The following is an 18,754-nucleotide window of genomic DNA, read 5'->3' as shown; positions in this document are numbered from 1 at the left end:
AGGTTTACTTAAAAAGTCAGAATTATGGGCTTTAATCCTTCTACGATGAATGTAGTTAAGCGGTACCTATAATCTGATTTAAACATTGCCCCATTTTTACTATGAGTATAAACACAAATGTCTTTTTCGGACATTATTGGGTGCCATAATGGACGTACATTTTGAATTTACTTTAAAATATTAATTAATATTCAATCAAAATTTCATTTCCTGGCAAATTGATTTTATAGATTAACAAATCTATATTTTTTTCAAAAAGACAGTTCCTTTTCCAATTTTATCTTTGGCAATATCAGAAATAGTAAATGCAACAAAATCACCTTTAACGCCAGTTTCTGTTCCGTTAGGTTTTCCAAAAACTTCCATTTGTTGAATGATCACGAGTTTATCACTGTTATCAACTTTTACAATAAGTCTTTCATTCTTATTTATATTCCCGCTTTTAATTTGTCCACTTACAATAAGCCTTCCGTCTGAAAGCTGAAAGACATCTTCTGAAATGAAGACAAATATTTCGGGCTTGGAATTTTTAATAGATGAGAAGGAAAATTGAAGGAGAATAACAAGTATTTTAAGAATCCCTTTCATACAATTGTATAGAGGTATTGGTTGTAATGAAAATTAAATCTTAAATTACAGAAAAGAACTGAATCTATAGGTGATTTTCCGGATTTCATCAAATCAGAGTTTCCAGCTTTAATCTTTCAGTTCCTCACAAAAGAACTCAGCCTGCTTCATTTTAAGAATAATCTCTTCTGCCGAAAGTGAATCACATTCTATTCTCAGCACTTTATCTTGATCATCCATATCAACATTCCACTTTATTATGTCTTTATAATCCATTAATGCTTCTTGAACCATTTCCTGATAGGTTAAAACTTTCTTGTCTGTTTTGAAAACTAATACGTTCTTAAATTGCTCTCTCATAATATTAAATTCCGACTTCATGGATCATTGATTATTGCTGTTTATAAGGTTTTCAGGACGATTGGCATATCCAGAAAACTCTCAAGGCTTTTAAGTTCTTCTTTTATTGCTGAATGCTTTATTTTATTTGATAACTCAAAGGGCTGAATTTCAATGTTTACTTTACCTTTGGATATACTCCTTTTCCACGTCCCTATTACTTTGCCTTTTACAATTATTGTTGGGTAAAATAGACCATTTACAGTAATAACGTTTTTACTATATTCTTTATCCAGAAATAACTCCCTGTTTTTATATCCCAAAATGTATTCGTCAAATGCAGGAAGCAGATATACCTTATTAGGCATAGGTCCAACTTTTATATTATCATAATACCCATATTCAGATTGATTCAAGGATACCTTATTTATCTCGGATTGGATAGATTCAAATGCTTTTTTTGCATCCGCATTCGATAAACCTGACCAGTTTACAAAATCAGCAAATGTCGCTGGACCATGGCTTTGAAAATATCTTTTTGCCAATTCATGTAAAGCATCTTTTCGCTCAAGGATTGGGGATTTAGGTGCCCAGGAATCAAGTAGTGTAAAGGTTATTTCTTTATCATCTTTCATCGGCCCCTGGCAAATGACATTCTGAAGCGATGCACGGTTAATCAGGTATACACCTCTGTTTTCTTCAGGAGATATTCCGTTTTTCATAAGCAATGCATAGAGCTCTTGTCTTGTCAGATATTTACCATCAAGCTCTTTGGAAAATATTTTAAAAGCTTTTGAAAATATCTTTTCTTCTAAGCCCACACTGTTATACTGTTTCTTCATTTTAGTAATTACCGCAGGGCCCGCCAGGTCAAGTATCCACTTAATATCTTTTGAAGAAACAAGGTGCAAAGTACCTCTCAATGCGGAAGTCCTTATAATGGATCCATCATTAATACTCCTAATGATATCGGATTCGAAAGAATTGGGCAAACGTATTCCAATTGCCAATTTAGATGCTGGAAAATCCTGAGACTGAATGACACCTGATTTTCGCACAACTTCCTCGCAAGATGTATTTCTACTATTCACCAGCCCATGGTTGATAAGTCTATAGTTTAAAATTTCAGAAGGTGTCATGATTTTTGATGTAATTATTTTCAAGTAGCAACTTATCAATACAAATAAAAAGAGGATGACTGACAACAGTGTGTCAGTAGGAATAAAAAAAGCATCAGATTCATACGATAACAGAATCTGATGCTATGATATTTTAATTTGAATGTTCCCTTTATGCTTTAAATTTTACAAGCGTTACATGGTCCCCTCCCTTTTCACGGGCTTCATCTGTTGCGCTTTCCACTTCTTTATATTTTCGTAGAAATGACCTTACTGTATCTTTCAATACTCCGCTGCCTCTTCCGTGTACAATGCGAGCTTCGGGTAAACCCAAAAGAAGAGCATCATCAACCCAGTTTGTCAACAAAGTAATTACATCTTCTTTGGCCTTTCCTCTGACATCAAGTTCAAATTGAAAGTGTAATAACTTTTCTTTGGTGTCAATTTTAACATTTCCCGAATATTCATGGGAAGATTTGATGGATTCAGGAGGTGGTTGTGAAAAGGTGACTTTATTTTTCTTAACAGTCATTTTCATAATACCCATAGCAACTTCAAGGTCGTTGCCTTTGACAGAAAGGACTTCCACCACGGTATCCTGACCATTGATTTTTACAAAGTCTCCAGGTTTAATTTCGCTCATAGCTATAAAAATCTATTTTTAAGAATGTCAAAAATAGAATTTCCATTTGCATTATCAAGAGCTGAAGTATGATTTTTTGAATTAATTTAGTCCCCTAAAAATGATAAATTGTCTTACTTTCCAACATAAGATAATTTATTTAATTAATTCAAAATTAGAAATAACAAGAATCGGTAAATCCGATGGGATAATGTGCTTTGGTACATCTGATTGACAAGTTGAAGTTTAAAAAATAATCAGATGATAATTCCGAATTTATATAGAATTAAGCAGCACCTAATCTCAATGGTCTGAATGTTTCGTAACAATTCCTGATTTTTCTGACTGTACTATTAAAGAAATGTTTCTGTACAATATATGTAAGAGCATTAATAGTGAATGAAGAAAACAAGAAATAGTTGGCTCCCATTTTACTTGCTCTGCTTTTTTCTTCGTTAGAAAGATGCTCGTTCAATATAACTATGATCACATTTTCCTTTTCAAGTCTTGATGCATGAGCATAATCTTTTAGAAAATCCCATCCATCCACTATTGGGGTGTCCATGTCAAGTAATACCAATACTTTAGATTCTTTTAACTTTCTGCCTAAATGAAGATGGTCAAGAAATAGGAATGCATGTCCTCCATTAAGGGCCATTTTAACTTGGTCAGCCATGCCAGAGGATTCAATGGAAGACTTTATGCGGCTAGTGAAGTCGCTGTTTTTGCCTACAATAATTACCTGATCAATTTTTTGCATAACGGTATAGGAAGGTTTCAATGTATTTTTACGAAATAAACTAAAGTATAGTTACATAGGGAAATTCGATAAAGAAGTAAAATTAATGGATAAGATTCAAAATTAACAAGTTTTAATTTGTTTTTAATGAAGATTAAATATGACTAAAAAAAGAACTTTAACTAATAATCCTGCTTTTATTCTATTTTCACGCAGTAAGGTAAATTAATTACTGAAAAAATACAATTGAACTTCAGATTGTTACCAAATAAATCGGGATAAACATATTTGTCGAAATCCAAAAAAAATACCTGAAAGTCACCTTTCAGGTATTAATAATTAAGTTATATAAATTAGCACTTATTTTTTAATTGACTTATTTAATTCTTTGATTAGCACATCAAGTTGTTGCTTATCGCTCGGATCTTCTGCTTTAGCAATAGCTTTTTGTGCATGATCCAAAGATTTTTTGAATAACTCATCAATTTCAGTTTCAAGGGCTTTTCCCTCTTTCTGATAAGCTCCTACGCTAAGAGTACCGAGTTTCTGGTGCTTCTCCTTTCCGGTATTATAATAGATAACAGCAGTGTTAAAATTGGCAATCAGATCATTTTGATCAATGGCTAATACTTTTGCATAGGTCTGCAAAGCTTTGTCTGTGTCAGTTTTGCCATATAATACAGCTAGCTGATTAAGAAGATTTATATCATTAGGGTTATTCTTAACCAAATTTTCAATAGAAGCAGCTGCTTCTGAATCTTTACCTGTTTGTAAATAAAGATTTTTTTGAAGTTCTAGAATGGTTTTATTATTAGGAAAATCAACAAGCCCTTTTTTAGCAGTAGCAAGAGCCTTTTCAGGGCTTTTTTCTATTTCGTTTTCAATTGTTATCTGATAATAATAAAGAACAGGGCTTTTGTAATTCAGAGAATTAAGTTTAACCACGCTGTTTTTAATGACATTCATGTCGTGTATTTGCTCTGCAGCATAAATGGCATTAATATAAGCAAGAGTATCGGCAGGTTTGATTTTTTGGGCAATTTCAAAACTTGAGATAGCCTGTTTATAGTTACTAGCTTCATATTCAGAAAATCCCTTATTAATAAATAACCCCCATATTTCCTGCAATTTTGCTGAAGACATTTTGGAATATTCTCCTTTGGAAGGTTCTAACTCAACTGCTTTATTATAGGATTCATAAGACGTTTGAAGCGCCTCAGGTGCAGCAGCCTTTACTTCCGCCTTTTGGTTCATTGCTATGTCCTGATATATCAACCCTTTATAATACCAGGTTTTTGCATTGGCTTTTGTTTTTTCGTGTTGACTGGCTTCGTCAATTTCCTGTTTGGCTTTTATCAAATCGCCATCTTTATGATAAAGGATTGCATTGGTAACAGCAGAGTTCTGGGCCACCCCAATTAGGCAGTAGCCAGAAAATATAATACTAAATAAGATTCTTTTCATAGTTAAATCAATTCTTTAGAATTAAGTAGTTAAAAAACTGTTTAAGTGATACTTATAAAAAAATGCCGAAATGTAATTCCGGCATTTTAATTTTTATTCATTATCATTTTCTTCCTCTTCAGACTGAGTCTCTTCAGGAGCTTCAGGATTTGGAAGCTGTGCTTCAATGTCCGGAATTTCTGATGTTGTTTCAGTTGATTCAGATAGATTTTCCTCTGTTGCCAAATTTTCAATCTTAGCTATAGATGCGATTTCATCGGTTTCGCTAAGTTTTATAAGTCTAACTCCTTGTGTTGCTCTTCCAACAACTCGTAGATCTGAAACCGGCATTCTTATAGTAATTCCAGATTTATTGATGATCATCAATTCATCTTTGTCCGAAACATCCATGATAGCTACTAGTTTACCGGTTTTTTCAGTGATATTAAGGGTCTTAACTCCTTTTCCACCTCTGTTTGTTACTCTGTAGTCATCAATATCAGAACGCTTACCGTATCCTTTTTCTGACACAACAAGCAAATTATTATCTGAACAACTCAGACAAACCATCCCGATTACTCTGTCATCATCATCAGCTAAAGTGACACCTCTAACTCCGGCAGCATTTCTACCCATAGGACGCACATGCTCTTCATTAAACCTTATTGCTCTTCCAGATTTAAGAGCGATAACGATTTCATTATTTCCATTCGTTAGCCTTACATTTAGAAGTTTGTCTCCTTCATTAATTGTAATTGCTTGAATACCATTAGATCTTGGACGAGAGAAGGCCTCAAGCGAAGTTTTCTTGATTGTTCCATTTTCCGTCACCATTATGATAAAGTTATTATTGATGTAGTCAACATTCTCTAATGTCTTTACATTAATAATAGCTCTTACTTTATCTTCTTTTTCTACATTAATCAGGTTCTGAATAGGTCTTCCTTTAGAAGTTTTGCTTCCTTCAGGTATTCCATAAACTTTTTGCCAGAAAACTTTTCCTGAATCCGTGAAAATCAGGAGGTAATTATGCATCGTTGCAATGAAAAGATGTTCTGTAAAATCATCTTCTTTGGATACTGCTCCTCTAGATCCTACACCACCTCTTGACTGTGAACGATACTCTGTTAATGGAGTACGCTTGATATAGCCTTCGTGTGAAATAGTAATAACCATTTCATCATCAGCGATAATATCTTCTATGTCAATATCATCTGCAGAATGTACGATTTGAGTTCTTCTTTCATCACCATAACGCTCTTTCATTTCAAGAGACTCATCTTTGATGATTTGCATTCTGATCTCAACACTGTTAAGTATTTCATTTAACCTTGCAATCAAAGCCATAACTTCTTCGTATTCTTTAACGATTTTGTCACGCTCCATGCCTGTTAAACGCTGAAGTCTTAATTCAAGAACGGCCTTTGCCTGAATCTCTGACATTCCGAAGTTTTCCATCAAGCCTTTTTTGGCTTCTTCAGGATCTCTCGAATTTCTGATCAACTTGATCACTTCATCAAGGTGATCCAGAGCAATCAGATATCCTTGTAATATATGTGCACGTTTTTCAGCTTCCTCCAGCTCAAACTTCGTTCTTCTGACTATCACTTCATGACGATGATCCACAAAGTGCCTGATCATGTCTTTCAGATTTACAGTCATTGGCCTGCCATTTACAAGGGCAACGTTGTTTACTCCGAAAGATGACTGAAGCTGAGTGTATTTGTATAGGTTATTTAAAACGATACTTGGGATAGCATCTTTTTTCAATTCATAGACTATGCGAAGTCCTTCTCTATCTGATTCGTCTCTGATATCAGAAATTCCTTCGATTTTCTTTTCATTGATCAATTGTGCCGTCTTTTCAACCATAGAGGCTTTGTTCACCATATATGGAATATCGTGGACCACAATCATATCTCTACCGGTCGGTGTATTTTCGAAGGTAGCATTAGCCCGAACTACAATTCTTCCTCGGCCTGTTTCAAATGCTGATTTTACGCCTTGATATCCATAAATAGTTCCTCCTGTAGGAAAATCAGGTGCTTTTATGAATTCCATCAAACCTTCTACAGTGATGTCATTATTGTCAATATAAGCACAAACTCCATCAACCACTTCACGAAGATTGTGAGGAGCCATATTCGTAGCCATACCTACGGCAATTCCAGAGGTCCCATTGATCAGTAGATTGGGTACTTTTGACGGAAGAACTGTTGGTTCTTCAAGAGAATCGTCAAAGTTTGGCTGAAAATCAACGGTATTTTTATTGATATCTGAAAGCATTTCTTCGGCAATTCTTTTGAACCTTGCCTCAGTATACCTCATTGCTGCAGGAGAATCACCGTCTATAGATCCGAAGTTTCCTTGTCCGTCGACCATCATATACCTCAAAGACCATGGTTGTGCCATACGAACCATAGAATCATATACTGATGCATCACCATGAGGGTGGTATTTACCAAGGACCTCACCAACAATTCTCGCCGATTTTTTGTAAGGTTTGTTCCAGTTAACACCTAATTCTGACATCCCGAAAAGTACCCTTCTGTGTACAGGTTTTAATCCGTCTCTTACGTCTGGTAATGCCCTCGAAATGATAACCGACATCGAATAATCGATGTAAGCTCCTCTCATCTCATCTTCAATGTTAATAGGAATAATGTTTTCGCCTTCAGCCATAGATATTATAAATGGAAATTAGGATTTTTTAATGTAGCAAGATAAGTATTTTTAGTGAATGGCCACAATTTGGCATCCTAAATTTGGCTTTTATTTATACACATTCAGGCCCTTATATTCCTGTTTTTTTGATAATGAAACCAGTATACAATTAGAACTTTAAGTAAATAGATGCAAACTATTGTTTATTAGTAAATTACAAGGTATTTGTCTTCTAAAATCCTCAATTTGATTTTCCTGAAGGCTAGACTACTCCAAACTTAAATGGAACAAATACCTTTTGGTTTGTGCTTTTTATATATGTAGTAAGGATTGACCTGGTATTTCTGGAGAACAAAATTTACCTCGGTTAAGGTTAATGCAAAATATAATAATATGGAGACTTTGATTGATCAGGATAAGCATTTGTATGATCCTTCTATAGAGGAAGTTAGACTAGTTGATGTACCTGATTTTAATTATTTCACTCTTTATGGAGAAGGGCCGGCTGAATTTGATATGCATTTTTTGCAGGCAGCATTGACACTATTCAAAGTTGATGAATATGCTAAAAGAATTTTATCTGCCAAAACTCCAATGGTTAACATTTGCACTAATGGAGTCACTCCTATTGAGGTTTTGTGGTGGAAAGATGACAGACCATTTGATTTTAATATGGATGCCATTTGGAAATGGGCAATCATGATCAATGAGCCGACCTTAATCAATGAAGATATCTTGAGCTTGTCACAGAAAATGGTTTTGGAAGAGAACCCGGGATGGTCTTTTACCCAGTCTATTACACTAAGTCACCTTTCTGAGGGCTTAAGTTTGCAGACATCATTTAAAGGAGGCAGAACAGAAGGAAAAAAATCTCTGGAAAAGGTCCGAGCCTTTGCAAAAAGTAATAATCTGGAATTCATTGGTAAATACCATGAAATATATTTTGAAAATCCGGAAGACTTAAAGTCAAATCAGTTAGTTACAATTTTAAGATTTCCTGTATCAGAAATTAAAATATCTCAAATAATATAATAGTTGGTTATGACACAATTACTGGAATCACCCAAAACCACTTACCTTCTTGAAGGAAGTCTTGAGGTCTTACATCAGCAGACTAGCGAATGGCTGAGCGAAATGGACTTGTGGAAGGATGAGATACGTTTTTTTAAAAATCTTATCAATAAACAACTTCTGAAAGTTAAATCAGAAGATGACAAGGAGGAGTTGAGAGATTATGAAAAAATTCTGAGTAAAATGCATAACGACTGGCTGGAACATCTTTTCATGCAAACCCAGGCCCATGAAATGTATTTGGCTGGAATTATGCAAAACCGTCCCAAAGACTATGACGAAGCATACAGGGAAAGACATCGCGACCTTACCGAAAAAGTTGATGGCTTTTACAAAGAAATGAAAAGCTTTAAAAACGAATTATTTGAATTCATAGAAAAGCTTTGATATTGACTTAGTTAATTGATTCATCATTAAAATTTCTCATAACAATTTGCCTGATCCTCAGTTTGGTATTCAAAGCCGGACTGAGGATATTATTTTTTAATAAATTCACCGGTTAATTTATTTTTGTTAAACTATTTGGAACAAAATTTCCAGCAGCATATATTTGTAATGCGATCACCTACCGTGTGTAGTTGATTTATAAAGAAGAAGGGAGAGAATAGGCTCTGAGAACTTCTAGCAACCTGCCACCAAAAATGTAAGGTGCTAAATCCTAGTTTCGATTTTCGGAACACATATAAATTGACACTTATGAATACAGCCCAATTTAGAGATTCAAAAGAAAAAGCGACTAAAGGACAAGGTTCTTCAGTAAACTTTCGTTTTGCCATTACGTTTAATGCATATAACAACAGTTATTGTTGTTGTAAGCTTTCGTAGTTGGCTTTGGCTAATTTCCTGTAGTAACAGGTTTAAATCAATTCTTTAACAATTTAACCCTTAATGCCATGACAAAAACTATTTCTATTACTTTTAAGACGTTGGCACTCACAGCTGGAATTTCTAATTCTCAAAATAACGAAGTTTGCAATCCTGTATATTCAGTTAATCTGTATCCTTTTAACGAAACACCTGGATTGACTTACGAAACTTATCTGACCATTTCAGAAATGGTTAATTATAAATGTGACCTGGCGGTGGCTGGTCAATCCCCGCTAAAACAATGCACCTGGAATCTGAATTAATTCCTGGTTTTTAGATAAATTTGAGGGCTGCTTCATATAAATTGAAGCAGCCCTCCGTTTTTATACAGTTTAACCTTAAAATGAAACTTAAAATATCGAAACCATTTAAAAATTCCCCTAACATTAACCTTTCACGAAAATACAGAATTGCCAAATATGTCATGTACCGGGAAACCATGTTGCATAAGAGTGATCTCTTATGGACTTTCCTTGGGTCGTTTTGCGGAATAGGACTTATTGGTCTCATCAATAGTCAGATTTTCGAAGTTCAGGATCATTTATTTTTAATAGGATCTTTTGGAGCTTCTGCAGTATTGTTATACGGTGTATCAAACAGCCCTTTATCTCAGCCAAGAAACTTATTTGGAGGACATATCCTTTCAGCTCTTGTGGGGGTAACTGTAGCTCAATTATTACCTGACACACTTTGGTTTGCATCAACACTGGCAGTTTCACTAAGCATCATGGTTATGCAAATGACCAAAACTCTGCATCCTCCGGGAGGCGCAACAGCCCTTATTGCAAATATAGGCTCTGCTAAAATAAAAGCTTTGGGATACTGGTATGTAGTCTCTCCTGTCGCAACAGGAGTAATTATTCTATTTGCAATTGCGATGGTATTTAATAACCTTTCAGGACGTAAATATCCTGTGAATAAAGGCAGAAAGAGGAAAGCTAAAAACAAAAAGTTAAAAGTTGAAAGTGAAAGGCTAAAGGAAGTCGTTATTGAGGAAAAGTTCGAGACTGTTTAAATAAGCAGAAAGCTAAAAGTGAAGACTTGCAATGCAAGTTTTACGTTAACTTTTAGCTTTCCGCATTTTTACGAAACAAAGCCTCCATCTATTGTGAGCACTGATCCACTTATGTAGGAACTTTCTTCTGAGGCCAAAAATATGTAGGCATTTGAAACGTCTTCTGGCTTGCCCAGTCTTCCTACCGGTATTTTATCTTTAATACTTCTTACGATTTTTTCCGGAACATTTTTCAAGGATTCGGTTTCTATAAAGCCAGGTGCAACTGCATTTACAGTAATACCATTTCTACTTAATTCTCTTGCCCATACTTTGGTTATACCAACTAATCCTGATTTTGCTGCAGCATAGTTTGCTTGCCCAAAATTGCTATAGATACCTACTAGTGACGAAGTATTAATGATACGGCCGAATTGTTTTTGAACCATATATGGAGCAATAGCTTTAGTACAGTTAAAAACACCTGTGAGATTCAGGTCTATAACCTGTTGCCATTGTTCAATGCTCATGTTCAGAGATGCAGCGTCCCTGGTGATACCGGCATTGTTTATCAAAATATCAATTTGTCCTCTTGATGCAAAAACACTTCGAGCGGCCTCCTCTACCTGAGCAAAACGGGTGGTGTCTACTTCCATAAAAGTCACATCCTCCATTCCATTTGCTTTTATTTCTTTAAGGGTTTCATTTCCCTTTTCAATATCAATGTCCCAAATAATAACAGATGAACCTTCACATGAAAATCTCTCTACAGTCTTCTTGCCAATTCCCTGAGCTCCTCCGGTAATAATACTAACTTTGCCTTCTAGCTTCTTCACACACCGAAAAATTTATAATAAAATAGAAAGCTTAAATACAGAAAAAATAAGGGAAATAGAAAGAGGAAAATAATTTAGTTATTAACAGCTTCAAGACAACAATAAGCCTAATCCAAACAGGATTACAAAGGCTAATGTTGAAAGAGCCATGAGTTTTAACTGAGGATCAATTTTTTCTGATTCATTTTCTTTGGTAACTTTTATTCCGGTTATCAATATCAGAGGGAAACTTAACAGGAACAGCCACTTTCCTATTGAATGATTTTCATTTAAAAGAATATAGGTAAATGCTGAGCCAAAACCTCCGATAAGAAGAAACCAATGATAGATCTTCGCTTTTCCTTTACCTAACCTGACTGGAATGGAATATTTTCCGGCTAGTTTATCGGATTCTATATCACGGATGTTATTGATGTTTAATACTGCTGCAGAAAAAAAGCCACAAGCAAAAGCTGGCAATAATATTTTATAATCCAATGTATGGGTATGCAGATAATAACAACCTCCAACACCAACAAGCCCAAAGAATAGAAATACGGAGATGTCCCCAAGGCCTGCATAGCCATAAGGATTTTTTCCTGCAGTGTATTTAATAGCTGCCACAATTGAAAGGATACCTAGAATAAGGAAAAAGCCAAATGTGCCAAATGCAGAAAATGAAATAGCATTTACCAAAAGAATAATACCAGTAACTAATGAGAGAGTTCCAAAAAGATACATGCCTTTTTTCATTGCTTCCGGAGATATTTTCCCTGATTGTACTGCTCTTTGAGGGCCTTTTCTGAAGACACTATCAGCACCATTTTGAGAGTCCCCATAATCATTAGCCAGGTTTGACAATATCTGAAGAAATATTGTAGTTAAAATTGCTAAAAGGCAGATTATAAGTTTAAAACTCCCATCATTCGCAGCAAGAAAACTTCCCATAATAATACTGGAAAGTGCCAAGGGAAGTGTCCTTAACCTGAATGCCGATACCCAAGCTTTTGCTGAACTCATTATTTGTTGATCGCTTCTGTAATTTCAAAACCCATTGGTGTAGATCCGGAAGGGAAAAACTTCACCAATTCACCATTTTCGTTAATTAAATATTTGCAAAAATTCCATTTGGGTGCCTGATCGTTCCAGCCATTTTTATCTGCTACCGATAACCACTCAAATACAGGATGCTGTCCTTTTCCTTTCACAGTAACTTTTTCCATCATTTGAAAAGTTACCCCATAATTTGCTGTGCAGAATTCCCTGATTTGGGTACTATTCCCTGGCTCCTGATTAAAGAAATCGTTAGAAGGAAACCCGAGGATTATCACTTTATCTCCATGTGTTTCGTGCAGTTTCTGAAGTTCAGCGTACTGATGTGTATAGCCACATTTGGATGCTGTATTTACAATCAAAACTTTTTTCCCTCTGAATTTTGAGAAATCAATTGAATCTCCTTCCAAAGTATAAGCTCTAAGGGAATAGAATGAAAAGAATGCATCTTTACTATCCAGAGGTTTAGACTTTATCTGTCCACATCCAGGTAATACATATATGAATGTTAAAGCTAAAACAACAAAAGAAAATTTAATTGATAATTTCATAATTTACATTTTTTCAGGTACTTCTATTCCTAATAACTGCATCCCTCTATTGATTATTTTGGCTACAGCGAAAGAAAATGCTATTCTGAAGCTCAATGCAGCTTTATTTTCTTCCGAGAATATAGCAACCTCTCCATAGAAATGATTATACGCTTTTGCAAGATCAAAGATGTACTGAGCAATTTCTGAAGGAGCATAATTTCTTGCAGCTTCCTGAATTTTCTCCGGAAACTTTGTCATAAGCACAATTCCTTCTCTTTCGGAAGGATGAAGATTTCCCAAAGAGCTAAATGTTTCCTTGTTGTAGTCTACTTCCAGTTGTTTTGCTTTCCTTAAAATAGCAGAAATACGGGCATATGTATATTGAATAAAAGGACCTGTGTGGCCTTGGAACTCGATGGATTCTTCAGGATTGAATAGCATACGCTTTTTAGGATCTACTTTTAACAAGAAGTATTTTAAAGCGCCTAATCCAAGTTTCTTATACAATGCTTGAAGATCTTCCTCACTGAACCCTTCAATTTTGCCCAGCTCCTTAGTTCTTGCCTCTGCAGTTTCAAGCATCTCCTTTACTAAATCATCTGCATCTACTACAGTTCCTTCTCTTGATTTCATCTTGCCACTCGGCAGATCAACCATTCCGTAAGAAAGATGGTAAACGCCATCAGCATAAGATTTACCAAGCTTTTTCAAGATAAGTTTCAAAACATTGAAATGATAATCTTGCTCATTTCCTACCACATATACAGATTTCTCTGCCTTGTATTCCTGGAATTTAAGGTCTGCGGTTCCTAAGTCCTGAGTTATATAGACTGATGTCCCATCCCCTCTTAACAAGAGTTTCTCATCCAGTCCATCTGAAGTTAGGTCTACCCAAACAGAGCCATCAGGCTTTTTAAAGAACACCTTTTTCGCAAGCCCTTCTTCTACTATGTTTTTACCTAAAAGATAGGTATTCGATTCATAATAAAACTTGTCAAAAGTGACACCTATTGTTTTGTATGTTGCATTGAACCCATCGTACACCCAACCATTCATTTTTTCCCATAGAGCTACGATTTCTTTATCTCCTTCTTCCCATTTTAATAAAAGCTCTTGAGCTTGTTTCATTAAAGGAGCCTGCTTCTTTGCCTCTTCTTCTTCTACTCCCTGACCTTTAAGCACATCTATTTCCTTCTTATATTCTTTGTCAAAAAGCACATAATATTTGCCTGCAAGGTGATCACCTTTCAATCCTGAGCTTTGAGGAGTTTCTCCATTTCCCCACAATTGATAAGCCAACATGGATTTACAAATGTGAATTCCCCTGTCATTAATAAGGTTGGCCTTCACAACATCATATCCGCTGGCTTTAAGGATTTCAGAAACAGAATAACCAAGGAAATTATTTCTTAAATGGCCAAGGTGAAGTGGCTTATTGGTATTTGGACTTGAATATTCTACCATTACCCTTTTGCCGTTAGAAGGTAAAACGGCAAAGTCTTCACTTAAAACGCTATTAGAAAATATTGAAAGCCAAGTTTTATCAGAAATAACAAGATTTAAAAACCCTTTTACAACGTTGAAATCTGCCACTTCCTCCAGATTATCTTTCAAAAACTTACCTATCGTCTCACCTATCTGCTCCGGGGCCTTTTTGGTTTTGGAAGTATATGGAAAAGATACAAAAGTTAATGCACCTTCAAATTCTTTCTTAGTCGGTTGCAATTGAATTGTTTCAGTCTGATCTTCCAGACCGAATTGACTTTTCAAAGCTTCTGATATTCCTGATTTTATCTTTTTTTCTAAATTCATTTTAAAGTTATTTTTCAGCCATTGGACGAATTCCGTATTAAGTTTTATTTGTTTGCTTCAATGGCGTTGCAAAGATTATAATTTTATAGCAATATTGCACAAATTTTAAACAGCACTATCCGCAATTAAGAACAAATAATGGACAGATACATTGACCTGATTGAACAGACATTTTATTTTCCTACAGAAGAGTTTAAAGTAGTTGACAATGATTTGTATTTCAATGAAGTACCTTTAATGGACATAGTAAATAAATATGGTACTCCGTTAAAATTAACCTTTCTGCCTAAAATCAGCAGTCAGATTCAGAAGGCCAAAAAATTCTTCAATGAAGCAATTACAAACAATAACTATCAGGGCAATTATGTATACTGTTATTGTACTAAATCTTCGCACTTCCAGTTTGTTCTTGAAGAAGCTTTGAAAAATGATATCCATATCGAAACATCAAGTGCTTATGATATTCCCATTGTAAAAATTCTCTTTGAAAAAGGCAAAATCAGTAAAGACACTTTTGTAATTTGTAATGGATATAAAAGACCAGAATACACGCAATATATCAGTGATCTGATTAATGATGGTTTCAAAAACTGTATTCCGATTCTGGACAATCTTGACGAAATCAATGCTTATGATAAACTGGTGACCAATCCATGTTTTGTAGGTATGAGATTAGCGGCTGATGAGGAACCTAAATTTGAGTTCTATACAAGCAGACTGGGCATTAGATACAATGATGTATTACCTCTGTATGAATCTAAAATAAAAGATAATCCGAAGTTTAAGCTTAAAATGCTTCATTTCTTTATTAATACAGGAATGAAGGATACTACTTATTATTGGAGTGAACTAAGCAGGTTCGTACACAAATACTGTGAGTTAAGGAAGGTATGTCCTGATTTGGATTCTATAGATATCGGAGGCGGCTGGCCAATTAAGACTTCCGTTCACTTTGATTATGATTATGGATACATGGCAGACCAAATTGTGAAGACTATCAAAAGAATCTGTACTGAGAATCAGGTACCTGTTCCCAATATCTTTACAGAATTCGGAAGCTTTACTGTAGGTGAAAGCGGAGCAGTGCTTTATTCAGTGCTTGGAAGCAAACTTCAGAATGACAAAGAAGAGTGGTATATGATTGACAGTTCATTTATCACCACGCTGCCAGACGTATGGGGATTGAATCAAAAGTTTATCTTACTTGCTGTAAATAACTGGAACAAGGAATACGACAAAGTGAAAATTGGTGGTATTACTTGCGATAGTATGGATTATTATAATTCTGAAGCTCACCTAAACATGGTATTCTTACCAAAGCTGCAAGAACAGAAGAAGCAGATAATAGGTTTTTTCCATACAGGAGCCTATCAGGAATCGTTGGGAGGATATGGTGGAATTCAGCACTGCCTTGTGCCTGCACCTAAACATGTCCTAATTCAAAAGGATGAAAATGGTAACTTTACAGATACATTATTTGCGCCTGAGCAGGATAAAAATACAATGCTAAAGATTCTCGGATACGAGAACTAAACAATCCCTGAGGGAATCAGGTTAGATTAGTAATTATGGTTAGGCTAAAAAACTTGTTGGATTATGAGAAAAATACCATACTTATTCTTTGTTGCAGTTCTTTTATTATCTGCATGCAGAAAAGAAGAAACCTGCGCTACGTATTCAAAAGATACGAAAGTTAAAAAAACGAAGCAATTTACTTCAGATGAAGCTTCTATCTAAAGTAAAAGAGCCGTTCCTGCCATGGACGGCTCTTTTTTTTAATCCATTTTTAACATCATTTTAAAGTCTCGTTAACTTATTTATGATGATTAGGATTTAATATATCACGCTCTTTTGCTTGATAAGACATAATCTGAAGTTTGTATTAAGAATGTTTCAAGCACATTATTAAATTCTTCAGGATGCTCCATCATAGGCACATGTCCACATTGATCTATGACATGTAGTGTTACATCTCCAGGTATTAGATCTTTAAAGCGGTATGCAATATCTAAAGGTGTTACTTTATCTTGTTTCCCCCAAATTAGCAGTACTGGTACATTTATTTTGTCAAGCACAGACGCTACATTATTAGTATTTGCTGAACGAGCCATTTTAATTACTTTAATGGTTTTCCTGACGTTATTAACTACCTCGTATACCTCGTCAACTAACTGAGGCGTTGCTACTCTTTCATTGTGAAAGATATTTCTGACTTTTTCTTCCACATACTTATAGCTGCCCCTTTTAGGGTATGTAACACCGAGGCTATTTTCATATAAACCAGAGCTTCCGGCAAGGACAAGTCTTTCAACTTTTTCAGGATGGTTAACAGTATATAGAATAGCCAGGTGACCACCGAGAGAATTTCCTACCAGTGTTACTTTATCCAGATTAAGTGATTGAATAAAGCTATCCAAATAGTCAACTAATCCATCGAGACCTTCTTTAGGTAACGATTTTTCATATACTGGTAATTCTGGAATTATAACTCTGTATTTTTGAGAGAAATATTTTACAGTATCATGCCAGTTGCTCAACCTTCCGAACAGCCCATGCAGCAGTAAAATTGGCTCTCCAGAGCCTACTTCAGTAAATTGAAATAAACTTGTCTTTACAGATTTATTTTCTTTGAATAGTCTCATGATCAGACTTGGTTAGTTAGTTTTTCTTTTATCAATGCAATAGGTACTCCAAAACTCAAAAACTTTTGTAATGCTTGTTCGAGCTCTAGTTGTCTTGACAAATACAGTCTATAGTTTACTTCATTGTTTAGCTGGGTAAATACCTGCTGAAAGTATTCCAGGACTATTTGAAGGTTATTAATCTTTATTTCGATTAAAAACTCTCTGTTCGTAGTATTCACTTCAATGACCAGTCCATCAGGCTTACCAGCGACAAAGAATCCCTTTAATAAACCAAAGCTAAATTTATCATCCCATAAATTGAATTTAAGTCTGTTGCCAAATCCGCCTTTAGAAAATCTTTCCGCATTTAAATTTGATATTGAAGATTTAAGTCCAGGATAGCTCACTTCCATCACTGTTTCCAATTGGTTAAGCCATTTTGCAAGTTGAAAAGCAACTGAAGAATATTCTTTATATTTATTCTCTTCTATATTAAGTTGATTTTCTATAAGCTCACCTGTTATGTCAGTTATAAGAAATTCAGGAGTAATGTTTTTTTCACGTTGCTCTTTAAGCTCTTCCAGCAACGACTTTTGAATAAGCATTTGAAATAGATCTTTTTTTTGCCAGCTATTCAACCCTTGTACTACAAAAGCTCCAATAGCAGTATTGTTAAATGCACTATAATTTTTAACTGAAGTGATAACGTAGTCAGCTCCTATTTCCAGAGGATTGAATATCTTTCCTAAACCTCCCGCTGAATTGTCAATGATAACGGGAATCAACGACAGATGGGCCTGTTCTATAATGTGGGATAAATCTTCAACAGCTAATGTCAGACTATCGATAGTTTGCAAATAGATCACACCAATATTATTTAATGCGATAATATCTTTAAGATTAATCTCTGAATAATCTTTCGCGAAGAACAAGTTGATTCCGTTCCGTTTGAAAGCTTCAATTTCCCATTGACCAAGATGGAAAGTCAGAATATTTTTTCTTTCTCCGACTATGTTTTTTATAAGTGTATATCGTGCAGAGCGAATTGATTTGAATGCTAAAGCCTCAATACCTGATTCAGAAATAGCAACTTTCTTTTCTATTTTTCTCAAAGTATCCCAGGTTGTATTAAAATGTAAATTATCTTCGGCAGCATCATTGAGATGACTGTGTGTTATCTTATCTATTTGAATGGATTTCATAGCTTTTGTGAATTACATGAGTTAAAATTTGGTTGAAAATTCATTGTTGAAAACCTTTATGGTTTATCAATACTTATTCGAGGTTGTTCTACATCGTTTGTTCATGGTAGTAATTATTTATAGTTCCCTTTATTGGGCAGGAATTAGCACCTTGAAATGAAACAGGTTGCTATAGGTTCATCGAGCCTGCTCTCTTCCCTATTCTTTATAAATTAAATGCAGTAACCGCATGTAATTCTAATACAAAGGTATCTTGAAATTTGTAAAATACAATAACTCTATAGGAAAAGT

The 18,754-nt window shown here is 34.9% G+C and carries 19 protein-coding genes and 2 riboswitches; of the genes, 6 read left to right on the top strand and 13 right to left on the bottom strand.

The window, feature by feature from the left end; translation table 11 throughout:
• Positions 1–240 precede the first annotated feature (240 nt).
• The 7 genes from J7604_RS22625 to gyrA form a co-directional block, all read right to left on the bottom strand.
• Positions 241–588 carry a hypothetical protein gene (locus tag J7604_RS22625; RefSeq protein WP_293901318.1) on the bottom strand — a complete coding sequence of 116 codons (348 nt, stop codon included), beginning with the start codon at positions 586–588 and terminating at the stop codon, positions 241–243.
• Positions 589–696: 108 nt separating this feature from the next.
• A complete protein-coding gene (locus J7604_RS22620; protein WP_293901315.1) occupies positions 697–927 on the bottom strand; it encodes a hypothetical protein in 231 nt (76 codons plus the stop codon).
• Positions 928–968: 41 nt separating this feature from the next.
• Positions 969–2,045 (bottom strand): winged helix DNA-binding domain-containing protein, encoded by a 1,077-nt coding sequence (locus J7604_RS22615; protein ID WP_293901312.1) that lies wholly within the window; start codon positions 2,043–2,045, stop codon positions 969–971.
• A gap of 151 nt (positions 2,046–2,196) precedes the next feature.
• On the bottom strand, positions 2,197–2,667 hold the full coding sequence (locus J7604_RS22610; protein WP_293901309.1) for a Smr/MutS family protein: 471 nt from the start codon (positions 2,665–2,667) through the stop codon (positions 2,197–2,199).
• Between the two features lie 265 nt (positions 2,668–2,932).
• Positions 2,933–3,406, bottom strand: a complete 474-nt coding sequence (locus J7604_RS22605; RefSeq protein ID WP_028978242.1) for a response regulator — start codon at positions 3,404–3,406, stop codon at positions 2,933–2,935.
• A gap of 339 nt (positions 3,407–3,745) precedes the next feature.
• Entirely contained in the window at positions 3,746–4,849 is a 1,104-nt protein-coding gene (locus J7604_RS22600; protein ID WP_293901302.1) for a hypothetical protein, read from the bottom strand.
• Positions 4,850–4,942: 93 nt separating this feature from the next.
• Positions 4,943–7,510: a DNA gyrase subunit A gene (gene gyrA / locus J7604_RS22595; RefSeq protein ID WP_293901299.1), complete on the bottom strand. Its 2,568-nt coding sequence runs from the start codon at positions 7,508–7,510 to the stop codon at positions 4,943–4,945.
• Positions 7,511–7,885: 375 nt separating this feature from the next.
• Between gyrA and J7604_RS22590 the strand changes: the two genes are divergently transcribed.
• The 4 genes from J7604_RS22590 (at position 7,886) to J7604_RS22575 (ending at position 10,445) form a co-directional block, all read left to right on the top strand.
• A complete protein-coding gene (locus J7604_RS22590; protein WP_293901296.1) occupies positions 7,886–8,524 on the top strand; it encodes a GyrI-like domain-containing protein in 639 nt (212 codons plus the stop codon).
• Between the two features lie 9 nt (positions 8,525–8,533).
• Entirely contained in the window at positions 8,534–8,950 is a 417-nt protein-coding gene (locus J7604_RS22585) for a hypothetical protein (protein WP_293901293.1), read from the top strand.
• Between the two features lie 193 nt (positions 8,951–9,143).
• Positions 9,144–9,252, top strand: a riboswitch (SAM riboswitch).
• A gap of 204 nt (positions 9,253–9,456) precedes the next feature.
• Positions 9,457–9,693, top strand: coding sequence for a hypothetical protein (locus J7604_RS22580; RefSeq protein ID WP_293901288.1), 237 nt, complete (start codon positions 9,457–9,459; stop codon positions 9,691–9,693).
• A gap of 80 nt (positions 9,694–9,773) precedes the next feature.
• The gene (locus J7604_RS22575; protein ID WP_293901285.1) at positions 9,774–10,445 is read left to right on the top strand and encodes an HPP family protein; all 672 of its coding nucleotides are present in this window, start codon (positions 9,774–9,776) and stop codon (positions 10,443–10,445) included.
• A 68-nt stretch (positions 10,446–10,513) separates the two neighbouring features.
• On the opposite strand, the gene fabG is transcribed toward J7604_RS22575, so the two are convergent.
• The 4 genes from fabG to argS form a co-directional block, all read right to left on the bottom strand.
• Entirely contained in the window at positions 10,514–11,260 is a 747-nt protein-coding gene (gene fabG / locus J7604_RS22570; RefSeq protein WP_293901282.1) for a 3-oxoacyl-ACP reductase FabG, read from the bottom strand.
• Positions 11,261–11,350: 90 nt separating this feature from the next.
• A complete protein-coding gene (locus J7604_RS22565; protein ID WP_293901279.1) occupies positions 11,351–12,259 on the bottom strand; it encodes a 1,4-dihydroxy-2-naphthoate polyprenyltransferase in 909 nt (302 codons plus the stop codon).
• Positions 12,259–12,843, bottom strand: a complete 585-nt coding sequence (locus J7604_RS22560; protein WP_293901276.1) for a glutathione peroxidase — start codon at positions 12,841–12,843, stop codon at positions 12,259–12,261. Before J7604_RS22560 ends, J7604_RS22565 begins: the two co-directional genes overlap by 1 nt.
• Positions 12,844–12,846: 3 nt before the next feature.
• Complete coding sequence (gene argS / locus J7604_RS22555) at positions 12,847–14,637, bottom strand: arginine--tRNA ligase (protein WP_293901273.1); 1,791 nt, start codon at positions 14,635–14,637, stop codon at positions 12,847–12,849.
• A gap of 138 nt (positions 14,638–14,775) precedes the next feature.
• Here argS and J7604_RS22550 point away from each other — a divergent pair, with 138 nt between their 5' ends.
• Positions 14,776–16,170, top strand: coding sequence for an arginine decarboxylase (locus J7604_RS22550; protein ID WP_293901270.1), 1,395 nt, complete (start codon positions 14,776–14,778; stop codon positions 16,168–16,170).
• A gap of 63 nt (positions 16,171–16,233) precedes the next feature.
• Positions 16,234–16,374, top strand: a complete 141-nt coding sequence (locus J7604_RS22545) for a hypothetical protein (protein ID WP_156026795.1) — start codon at positions 16,234–16,236, stop codon at positions 16,372–16,374.
• A 104-nt stretch (positions 16,375–16,478) separates the two neighbouring features.
• Here the strand turns inward: J7604_RS22545 and J7604_RS22540 are convergent, their stop codons facing one another.
• Together J7604_RS22540 and J7604_RS22535 are read right to left on the bottom strand one after the other, a co-directional pair.
• The gene (locus tag J7604_RS22540) at positions 16,479–17,279 is read right to left on the bottom strand and encodes an alpha/beta hydrolase (protein ID WP_293901263.1); all 801 of its coding nucleotides are present in this window, start codon (positions 17,277–17,279) and stop codon (positions 16,479–16,481) included.
• 2 nt (positions 17,280–17,281) lie between these two features.
• Positions 17,282–18,463: a PLP-dependent transferase gene (locus J7604_RS22535; protein WP_293901261.1), complete on the bottom strand. Its 1,182-nt coding sequence runs from the start codon at positions 18,461–18,463 to the stop codon at positions 17,282–17,284.
• A gap of 114 nt (positions 18,464–18,577) precedes the next feature.
• Positions 18,578–18,677: riboswitch (SAM riboswitch) on the bottom strand.
• Between the last annotated feature and the right edge of the window lie 77 nt (positions 18,678–18,754).

Source organism: Sporocytophaga sp., from assembly GCF_017745095.1.
Lineage (GTDB): Bacteria > Bacteroidota > Bacteroidia > Cytophagales > Cytophagaceae > Sporocytophaga.
This window is presented reverse-complemented; position numbering and strand designations above follow the sequence as displayed.